The 9,991-nt window shown below is 71.1% G+C and carries 8 protein-coding genes; 2 read left to right on the plus strand and 6 right to left on the minus strand.

Features of this window, described 5'->3' with window-relative positions; genetic code table 11:
• The 6 genes from VF794_RS27425 to VF794_RS27450 form a co-directional block, all read right to left on the minus strand.
• Positions 1-1,225 (minus strand): Hpt domain-containing protein (locus VF794_RS27425; protein WP_331115413.1); only part of this gene is annotated, 1,225 nt, incomplete at its 3' end.
• Entirely contained in the window at positions 1,222-3,054 is a 1,833-nt protein-coding gene (locus tag VF794_RS27430; protein WP_331115414.1) for a HAMP domain-containing methyl-accepting chemotaxis protein, read from the minus strand. The genes VF794_RS27425 and VF794_RS27430, both read right to left, overlap by 4 nt.
• Entirely contained in the window at positions 3,054-4,853 is a 1,800-nt protein-coding gene (locus tag VF794_RS27435) for a methyl-accepting chemotaxis protein (RefSeq protein WP_331115416.1), read from the minus strand. The genes VF794_RS27430 and VF794_RS27435 overlap by 1 nt, the downstream gene beginning before the upstream one ends.
• The gene (locus VF794_RS27440; RefSeq protein WP_331115418.1) at positions 4,850-5,230 is read right to left on the minus strand and encodes a protein CrdC; all 381 of its coding nucleotides are present in this window, start codon (positions 5,228-5,230) and stop codon (positions 4,850-4,852) included. The genes VF794_RS27435 and VF794_RS27440 overlap by 4 nt, the downstream gene beginning before the upstream one ends.
• A 3-nt stretch (positions 5,231-5,233) precedes the next feature.
• Positions 5,234-5,668 carry a chemotaxis protein CheW gene (locus tag VF794_RS27445; RefSeq protein ID WP_331115420.1) on the minus strand — a complete coding sequence of 145 codons (435 nt, stop codon included), beginning with the start codon at positions 5,666-5,668 and terminating at the stop codon, positions 5,234-5,236.
• 27 nt (positions 5,669-5,695) lie between these two features.
• Positions 5,696-6,454, minus strand: coding sequence for an OmpA family protein (locus tag VF794_RS27450; RefSeq protein ID WP_331115422.1), 759 nt, complete (start codon positions 6,452-6,454; stop codon positions 5,696-5,698).
• 219 nt (positions 6,455-6,673) lie between these two features.
• On the opposite strand from VF794_RS27450, the gene VF794_RS27455 reads away from it, so the two are divergent.
• Together VF794_RS27455 and VF794_RS27460 are read left to right on the plus strand one after the other, a co-directional pair.
• Positions 6,674-8,347 carry an LIC_10190 family membrane protein gene (locus VF794_RS27455; protein WP_331115424.1) on the plus strand — a complete coding sequence of 558 codons (1,674 nt, stop codon included), beginning with the start codon at positions 6,674-6,676 and terminating at the stop codon, positions 8,345-8,347.
• A gap of 33 nt (positions 8,348-8,380) precedes the next feature.
• Positions 8,381-9,880, plus strand: a complete 1,500-nt coding sequence (locus tag VF794_RS27460; protein WP_331115426.1) for a sigma-54 dependent transcriptional regulator — start codon at positions 8,381-8,383, stop codon at positions 9,878-9,880.
• Positions 9,881-9,991 lie beyond the last annotated feature (111 nt).

A 9,991-nucleotide genomic window follows, 5' to 3' on the forward strand; every position in this document is an offset into this window, starting at 1 on the left:
CCAGGTGCAGCAACGGATCCCTCAGCGCCTCCACCACGGCGCGGTCGGCGCGGGTGTCCTCGCCGTCCACCACCAGCTCCACTTCCTTGCCCAGCTCGCGCGCCAGGTCCCGCACCATGCGCGGGTAGGGCTCGAAGAGGAGGGAGAGCGGCAGCATGCGCAGGCGCTGCACCTCCTCGGCCACGTAGCCCAGGTCGCGCAGCTCCTCGTTGGCCAGCAGCTTCGCCTCGCGGTGCAGGGCGGCGGCCAGCTCCTTCGTCTTGCCGAGCCGCTCGGCCAGCTCGGCGGCCGCCGGCCCCAGGTCCTCCGCGGCCCGCGCCAGCAGGCTCAGCTCCCGGGCCAGCTCCAGCCGCCGGGTGGTGGCCAGCTCGCGACGGCGCGCGACCTGGGTGAGGTTCGTCACCGCGCTCGTCAGCAGGTCCAGGCTCGCCACGCCAATGCGTACCGAGCCGTCCGCGCGAGTCTCCGCCGAGCGCACGGCCGGCACCGTCGACGTCCGGGCGGGCAGCTCGGAGGTCGCGGGCGGCATCTTACCGATGTGGGTCGTGGCCGCCGAGGAGACGGGCGTGCGCGGGGGCTCCACCGCCACCGGTCGTCCCGCCGGGGTCGCCACCCGGGTCGCCACGGAGGGCGACGGCACGGGGGGTGGCTCCATCATCCGGGGCACCACCAGCGAGGGGGCCGGAATCCCGAGCGGGGCCGAGCCCCACGCGGGCGTCACCTCTTCCCGGTTGTCCTTCTCCCAGGAGTCCTTGCCGTCCTTGCGCGCCGGTGGCGTGGACGGGTCCACCCGCAGCGCGGTGCTCTGGAGGGAGGCGCCGAGCTCCGCGAGGTTGGACACCTCCACGCGGGTGCACTCGCGCAGCCAGCGCACCAGCTTCTCCACCTCGGGAGGCGTCTGCGAGACCTGGGGCGCCGCCGCCCCCGCGAGCACCAGCACCGCGTCCGCGGCTTGGAGCAGCAGGTCGATGGAGCGCTCGGACAGCGCGTGCTCGGCGCGCTCGGTGGAGCGAACCAGCTCCTCCATCTCGTGGACGACGGCGTTGATGTCGTCGAAGCCCATCATCCGGGCCTCGCCCTTGAGCCCGTGCAGCTCGCGCAGCACGGTGCGGCCCGCCTCCAGGCTGGCCCCCGTCTCCAGCTCCATGATGCGGCGGTTGACGCGCTCCAGGCGCACCCCCACCAGCTCACGGAACTGCTTGAGCAGTTTCTCGCGCGCGCTCACCCGCCACCCCCCGGCGTACCCCCAGGCATCGACGCATCGATCTGGAAGCGCTCCACCACGCCCCTCAGGTCACGCGCCAGCGTGGACAGATCGCCATTGGCGCCGATGACCTGCTTGGTGGCGTTGTGGCTCTGCTGGGTGATGCGGAGGATGTCCGCCATGGCCTCGGCCAGCAGGTCCGTACCGCCCTGCTGCTGCTGGGTCGCCAGCGAGATGGCCCGTACCGCGTCCGAGGTGCGCCCGGCCAGCTCGACGATCTGCCGCAGCGACTCGGACACCTGCTGCGCCAGCGTGGTGCCCGTCTCGGTGGCGCGCACGCCCCCCTCGGTCGCCATCACTGCCCCACCCGAGGCGTCGCGCACCTCCTCGATGAGTCCCTCGATCTCCTTGGTGGATTCGATGACGTTCTCCGCCAGCCGGCGCATCTCCGCCGCCACCAGCGAGAAGCCCTGCCCCACCTCGCCCGCCTTGGTGCCCTCCAGCTCGGCGTTGAGCGCGAGCAGGTCCGACTTGTCGGCCACCCCAGTGATGAACTCGACGATCTTGCCGATCTGCTGCACCCGCTTGTTCAACCGGGCCACCGCCGCGGCGATGGCCTGGTTGTCGTGGCGCATGCGGTTCATCGTCTCGAGGAAGGACTCGGCGCTGGCCTGGCCCCCCTTGGCGGCCGCGAGCGTCTTGTGGGCGATCTCCGCCACCGAGCCGGCGTTCTCGGCGATCTGCCGCGCCGAGCGCGCCAGCTCCTCGGTGGTGGCGCTCGTCTCGTCCAGCGAGCTGGCCTGCTCGGCGGCACCGGCCTCGTAGCGCGTGGAGGTGGAGAGGATCTCCTCGGTGGTGGAGCCGATGCGGGCGCCGGCCTTCTGCAGCTGCGACAGCACGTCCGCCAGGTGGGCCCGCATGGTGGAGAAGGCGGCGGAGACGGACCACACCTCATCCTCGGTGGGGATGATGCGCGGGTTGCTCAGGTCCCCCTCGGCGATGCGGTGGGCCTCCTCGCCCAGCTGACGCATGGGACGGCCCATCAGCGTGCCTCCCAGGTAGGCGGCGGCCAGGGCCACCGCGAAGACGAGCAGACACAGCGCCCCGCCGGACACCAGCGCCTCGGTGCGCAGCAACTCGACGAGTTCCGCCTGCTTCTCGGGGCGGGTCTCCATCAACACCTGATCGAAGGCCCGGTTGGCCAGCACGCCAGACACGTCCCAGATGAGCAGCGCGGGCGTCACCACCACGATGGCGGTGAAGAGGACGAGCCGCAGGCGGATCTGCGAGCGCCGGGGCGCGGCGGCGATGGCCTGTGCCGGCGTCAGCCCCAAGGGCTCCAGGTCCAGCACCACGCGCCGGGCCTGCATCGTGACGATGCAGTAGGTGAGCAGGGAGGAGAGCGGGCCAAAGAGCAGCCCCGGCCAGCTCATGCGCAGTACCATGCGCCAGTCCATGGAGGGACCGAGCACTCCCATCCCCACGTTGACGAGGAGGGCGGAGAGCAGCCACAGCGCGAGCATGGAGACGAAGGCGAAGTCCGCGAGGCGGTACACCTCCACCAGGGCCTGGCCGAGCCGCTCCGGCTCCGCGGGACCGTCGACCACCTCCAGGCTCCGCAGCACGCGCAGCCGGCGCAGGCACAGGAACACCTGCACCCCGATGGCCAGCAGGCCGAGGCTCCCCATCAAGTTGAGGAAGAGGGAGAAGTCCTCCCCCAGCTGCTCGCCGAAGGTCAGCTGCGCATAGCGCCCCGCCAGGATGAAGGTGGTGAGGTTGGCGTAGAGGCCCGACAGCACCAGACGGCGGCTGAAGGGACGCCGGGGACGGCTGAGGCGTGAGCGCAACATCACCCCTCCCCCCGGTCCGCCACACGGAAGCGCTGCACCGTGCCCTTGAGATCCCTCGCCAGCGCGGACAGGTCCGTGTTGGCGGCCACCATCTGCTGGGTGGCCTCGGCGTTCTCCTCGGTGACGCGCAGGATGTCCCCCATGGCCGCGGCGAGCTGATCCGTGCCCGTCTGTTGCTGCTGGGTGGCCAGCGAGATGGAGCGCACGGCGTGGGACGTCTGCCGCGCCAGCTCCAGGATGAGGCCCAGGCTCTGATCCACCTGCGCCGCCAGCGAGGCACCACGCTCCGTCGTCTTCAGGCCCGCCTCCGTCGCCATCACCGCGGCCTGGGTGGCGTCGCGGATTTCATCGATGAGCCGCTCGATCGCCAGCGTGGAGGACAGCACGTTCTCCGCCAGCCGCCGCATCTCCGCGGCCACCAGCGAGAAGCCCCGGCCCGGCTCGCCCGCCTTGGTGCCCTCCAGCTCGGCGTTGAGCGCCAGCAGGTCGGACTTGTCGGCGATCTCGTTGATGAACTCCACCACCTTGCCGATCTGCTGCACGCGCTTGTTGAGCCGCACCACCGCGTCGGCGATGGCCTGGTTGTCACCCTTCATGCGGTGCATGGCGGCGAGGAAGGCCGCCGCGCTGCGCTGCCCGCTCTGCGCCGCCCCGAAGGTCGTCTCCGCCATGGCCGACACGGACTCGGCGTTGACGGCGATCTGCTGGGCCGAGCGCGCCAACTCCTCGGTGGTGGCGCGCGTCTCGTTGAGCGAGATGGCCTGCTCCCCCGCCCCCGACTCCTGGTCCGCCGAGGTGGCCACCAACTGCTCCGTGGTGGAGGAGATCTGAAGTCCCGCGCGCTGCAACTGGACGAGCGCCTGGGCGAGCTGCGCCTGCATGCGGGTGAAGGCCGCGGAGACGGCCCACACCTCGTCCTCCGCGGGGATGAAGCGGGGCGTGCGCACCTCGCCCTGGGCGATGCGTGTGGCGTCCTCGGAGAGGGCCCGCAGGGGCTCGGCCAGCGCGGTGCCGGCCACGTACGCCGTGCCCAGCACCAGCACCACCACCAGCCCGGCGAGCGCCCCCAGCGGCAGTCCCGTGGCCCGGCGCGCCCGGTGCACCACCTCCTGCTGCACCTTCGGATCCTTCGTCTCCAGGATCTGGTCGAACGTGCTCACCGTGCGGCTCATCGACACGTCCAGGATGAAGACGGAGGGGCTGAGCACCGCCACGGCGGTGAACATCACCAGCCGCCGGCGCAGCCGCAACCGCTCGGGGGGGATGGCGGCGATGACCTCCTGCGGTGACAGCCCCTGCGCGGCGATGCGCTCGGCGGCCCGCCGGCTGCGGCGCACCACCATCAGGTAGACGAGCATCCCCGACAGCGGCCCGAGCGACAGGCCCACCAGTCCGATGCGCATCCCCATGGTCCACTGGGCGTCCGCCAGCGGGGTGAACGTCACCGCGAGCAGCAGCGCGCCGCCGAGCCAGCCCTGGAGGGTGAACCAGAAGCAGCGCCCGGGGATGCGACGCACCTCCTGCAACGCCCGACGCAGGTTGTCCGGACCCGGCGGCAGCCGCCCGTCCTCCACCGCGCGCAGCACGCGCAGCGCGTGCCGCTCCTGGGCGCCGGACAGGGCGGTGTTCATCCCCAGCACCAGCACCACCAGCCCGAGGAAGAGCCAGCCACTGCCCACGGGCAGCGAGTGGGTGAGCTGCCCGTACAGCAGCGCCAGCACCAATCCCAGCGAGCTGCCCAGCCAGGACGGACGCGTGGTCCAGACAGCCAGGCCCTTGAGCCCCTCCGGCACTTTCACGCGGCCTCCCGAGACGAGGGCACGAGGAAGCGCCCGAAGTCGACCAACGACATCAACGGCCACAGCGCGCCGCGCGCCTGGACGAACCCGCGCAGGCTGCCACCCGCCAACCGGCTCAGCACCGCCGGGGCCGGCAGTACGGTGAGCGACTCGGCATCGATCTCCAGCGTGTCCACGCCCACGGCCTCACCGGTGGCGGCCACGAGGATGCGCTCGGCCCCGGAGGAGGCGCCGTCGTAGGCCTGGCGCGCCGAGCCGGCGTACCCACCAAAGGTGCTGGGGGACTCGATGGTGGCCACCTCGTGCGCGGCGAACGCCACCCGCTCGGCGCCCGCCTGACACAGGAGCATGCCCGTGATGCGACTGCCCATGAGCATGGCTCAGCTACCCTGGCTGAGGTGATCGAACAGGCCATCGGGATCGATGACCGCCACGTCGCGTGAGGCGCTGCGGGCGGGACCCCTCAGGTGGAGGTGGACGCCGCTCGAGCCCAGGGGCTCCAAGCGACCGTCCACCTGGGAGACACCGGCGACCCGGCTGGCCGTGAGGGCCAGGGTGCCACGAGGCAGCCTCACCAGCACCGCGCGCCGGGTGGGCTCGCTCTCTCCGGATACCAGCACCCCCATGTCCACCACCGGGATGACTTCGCCACGGTGGGCGAAGACTCCCAGCAGGTGCCCGGGGGAACCGGGCACCCGCGTCAGCTCGGGGAAGCTGACGACTTCCGCCGCGCACTCAGCGGGCACGGCGTACCAGCTGCTGCCGCAGGCGAATACGAGGAAGGACTGCCGCGTCTCGGTCTCGGTCGAGGCCATTTCGCGCGCAGCCTACCTCAAGGAGCGCTAGCGCACGAACTCGACGCGACGGTTGGCCGCCCAGGCCTCTTCGCTGGAGGCGTTCTCGGCCGGCCGGTTCTCGCCGTACCCCACCGTCTTGAGCCGGTTGGCCGGCACTCCCAGGTCCACCAGGTAGCGCTTCACCGAGGCGGCGCGCTTCTGGGAGAGCTGGAGGTTGTACTCCTCGGTCCCTCGCTCGTCCGCATGCCCAGCAAGCTCGAGGGTGCCCGTGGCGCCCGCGTCCTTCACGCACTGGGCCAGCTCGCCCAGACGGTTCTGGGCCTCGGAGGAGAGGGAGGCCTCGTTGAAGCCGAAGCGCAGCGGTTCCCAGTTGCACTCGGCCTTCTGGGCGGCGGCCACGCACCGGTTGTTCTGGCAATCCTGGTCCCCGGCGCAGTCGGTGGGCGAGTTGCAGGCCCCCGGAGGCAGCGCGCAGCGGCCCTTCTGGCACTCCTGGACGCCCTGGCACTGGGCCTTGCCGGTGCACTGCGGCTCGGCGCACTTGCCGGCCTCGCAGATCTTCCCACCCGTACACTGCTCATCGCGGCTGCACTCGGGGCCCCTGGGCACGCACTTGTTGCCCTGGCAGGTGAAGCCCTCCTTGCAGTTGGCGTCGGTGGAGCACTCCTGACAGGAGCCGTTGACGCACACCTCGCCCTTCTCCTGACAGGTCTCGTCACTCTTGCAGTTGGGGTAGGTCGGCGGGCAGCCAGCCAGCACCGCAACAGCGAGGGCCAGCCCCGCGACCATCGAAATCCGACGCATTCTTCCTCCGAAAAAGATGACGTCCTAGGGACGGGACAACCGCCCGCGTCTAGCCCGCTCTGGAACGCTGAGTCAAAGCCTTTTGTCCCCGACGAAAAGGTTCTATGCCCACCATCTTCCAGAGGCGTCACGGTGGGGCGCGCGGGGGAACTCCGAAGGGTTGGCTCGCGCACGCTCCCGGTGTGGGATAAACTGACCCTCCGCCTGATCGACCCCCGCATGCTTGGCGCCATGTTGTCCATCCTCCTGGCCTGGTCCGCACTCGCACTGGTGCTGCTGGGAGTTGGACGGTGGGTGGGGCGGGTCGTCGTCAGCGACACGGCGGTCCACCCATTCCCGCGGTTCTGGTTCGGCTGGTTGGGGACGATCCTCTTCCTCCAGCTGTGGCACTTCGTCCTGCCGGTGGATGGACGGGCGCTCGGCGTGGTCGCCCTGGCGGGGACACTCGGGCTGGTGCCCCGCGCGCGCGAGGAGGCCCGGAGCACCGTGGGGTGGATCCGCTCGCATCCGCTCTGCACGGGCCTGTTCGTCGCCGCCGCGGTGTGGCTCTCCAATCAGGCCCTCGCGCCGCCAGGCAACCCGGACACCCACCTCTACTTCATGCAGACGGTCCGCTGGTTCGGCACCCATCCGGTGGTGCCCGGGCTCGGCAACCTCCACCACCGCCTCGCCTTCAACCAGTCGTACCACCTGTACGTCGCGCTCCTCGATGTCGGTCCGTTCTTCCACCGTGGCCACCACCTCGCCAACGGGCTGCTCCTGCTGAGCACGCTGGGTCCAGCACTCGCGGCGTTCCTCCGGCTAGCGAGACCGGCGCCGCGGGCAACGGACGTCGTGTGGGCACTCCTGCTGGCGCCGCTGTTGGATCAGGGACAGAGCTACAACCTGTCGAGTCCGGCCGCCGACATGGCGGTGTTCGTGCTGGGCGTGGCGCTGGTCATGCCCGTCCTCGCGGAGCTGTTGGGCGACTCTGGAGATTCCTCGGGCCGGCAGGTGCTCGACACCACGCTCCTCGCGGCCGGGGCACTGACGGTGAAGCTCTCGATGGTGACCGTCGCCGCGCCCTTCTGGGTAGCGCGCATCCTCGTGTGGTGGCGCCGCGGACGCCCCTCGGCGCGGGACGTCCGACGCCTGGCCCTCGGGGGGGTCGGACTGGCGGTGCTCTGCCTCGGGCCCTGGGTGGCACGCGGGCTGGTGATGAACGGTTACCCCGCGTTTCCGAGCACGGTGGGCAACCTGCACCTGTCCTGGCGCGTGCCCGAGGAGGTGGGGCAGCAGGAGACCCGCTTCATCAAGGCCTATGCCAGGCGGCCCGGCATCCCGACGGAGGAGGTGCTGAGCAACGCCGATTGGATCGCGAGCTGGTTCGCCAAGGCGTGGCTCGACAACCGGGAGTTCCTCATCCCCGTGGTGCTCGCGCTGCTCTGCCTGGGCGGCTGCGCGCTCGCGGGGCTGCGGGGGCGGCGCGTTCCGCTCACCCCGCTGGTGCCGACACTGGCCGCGCTCGTACTGTGGTGGGTGCTCGCGCCCGCGGTGCGGTTCGCCGGGCCGCTGTTCTGGCTGCTCGCGGCGCAGTCCTATCTGGCCTTGTCGACGGCCCTCGACTGGCCCGCCTCGTCTTCGTGGAGGCAGGGCACCGTTCTGCTCTTCACGGTGTTGGCCCTGGGGGCATACGTGCCTCTGCCTTCCCTCGAGGGACACCACGGATTTCCGCCGCCCCCACCCCAGCGGAGCCAGCCGCTGCGCCTGCCCTCCGGTGACGTCATCCAGCGGGACACCGGCTTGTGCTGGGAGCCGCCGTGCGCGCTCAACCCGAGCCCCCGACTGCGCCTGCGTCGCCCAGGCGACCTGTCGGCGGGCTTCACCACCGAGGAGGGCCTCCGCGGCCCTTGAATCCCCGGCGGTTTTCCGGGACGGTGCAGCCCCATGCCCGCGACCGTCCTCATCGTCGATGACGAGAAGAACATCCTGCTGACCCTCCAGACGTCCCTGCGGCTGGCGGGGTACCACACGGAGCTGGCGGCGAGCGGCCAGGTGGCCCTGGACGTGGTGTCCGCGCGCCCGGTGGACGCGGTGTTGATGGACGTGAAGATGCCGGACATGGACGGGCTGACGGCCCTGGCCCGGATGATGGAGCACAAGCCGGAGCTGCCCGTCATCATGATGTCCGGGCACGGCACCATCGACACGGCGGTGAAGGCCACGCAGCTCGGGGCCCGGGACTTCCTGGAGAAGCCCATCGCGCGGGACCGGCTGCTGGTGGCGCTGCGCAACGCGCTCAAGCACCAGGCGGTGATGGAGGAACTCCAGGCGCTGCGCGCGGAGGTGGGCCGCTACGACATGGTGGGCAGCAGCCCGGCCATGCAGCGCATCTTCTCGCTCATCCAGCGCACGGCGCCCTCGGAGGGCCGGGTGCTCATCACCGGAGAGAACGGCACCGGCAAGGAGCTGATCGCCCGGGCGCTGCACCAGAACTCGAAGCGCAAGAGCGGGCCCTTCGTGAAGCTCAACTGCGCGGCGGTGCCCCACGAGCTCATCGAGAGCGAGCTGTTCGGCCACGAGAAGGGCGCCTTCACCGGGGCGATGAGCGTGCGCCGGGGCAAGTTCGAGCTGGCCCACGAGGGCACGCTCTTCCTCGATGAGATCGGCGACATGCCCCAGGCCATGCAGGCCAAGCTGCTGCGCGTGCTCCAGGAGGGTGAGCTGGAGCGGGTGGGTGGCGCGGAGACCATCAAGGTGGACGTGCGCGTCATCGCCGCGACGAACAAGAACCTGGAGAAGGAGATTGAAGCGACGCGGTTCCGCGAGGACCTCTACTACCGCATCAACGTGGTGCAGATTCACTCGCCGCCCCTGCGCGAGCGGCGGGAGGATCTGCCGGCGCTGATCGACGCCTTCCTGAAGGAGGCCTGCGCGCGCAACGGGCGTCGGCCGCTGTCGCTCTCGCCCGAGGCCCTGGGGGTGATGGCCGCCTACGACTACCCGGGCAACGTGCGCGAGCTGCGCAACCTGGTGGAGCGGCTGGCCATCCTCTGCGAGGGCCCCGTCGTCTCCGGCCCCGAGGCCGCCGAGCTGCTGCCGCGCGGCAAGGGTGGCACCGTGCCGCCGCCAGCGCCCGTCGACGCGGCCGGGGCCTCGGTCTCCATGCCTCGCCCCCCTGCTCCACTGACGCCGGCGGCTCCAGCCCCGGTGGCTCCGGCCCCCGCCAGCGGCTTCCGCCCCCGGGTGGACCGCACCTTCCGCGAGCAGGTGGAGGACGCCGAGCGGGAGATCATCCACCACACGCTCGTGCACACGCAGGACAACGTCACCGAGGCGGCGCGGCTGCTCGATCTGGAGCGCGGCCACTTCTACAAGAAGATGAAGGCCCTGGGCATCCGGCGCGGCGCGGAGAAGGACTCGGCGTCTGGCGGAAGTGAGGGGTAACAAGAGTCGACTGTCGGATGCCGCCGCGCCTGACGCACAGTGGCAACACGCGTCACGGACTCCACGCGAGGGGCTGCGGTAGGCTCGCCGCCCCCCTTCCGCGGAGAGCCT

Origin of the sequence: Archangium sp. (assembly GCF_036389735.1) — a bacterium.
Lineage (GTDB): Bacteria > Myxococcota > Myxococcia > Myxococcales > Myxococcaceae > Archangium.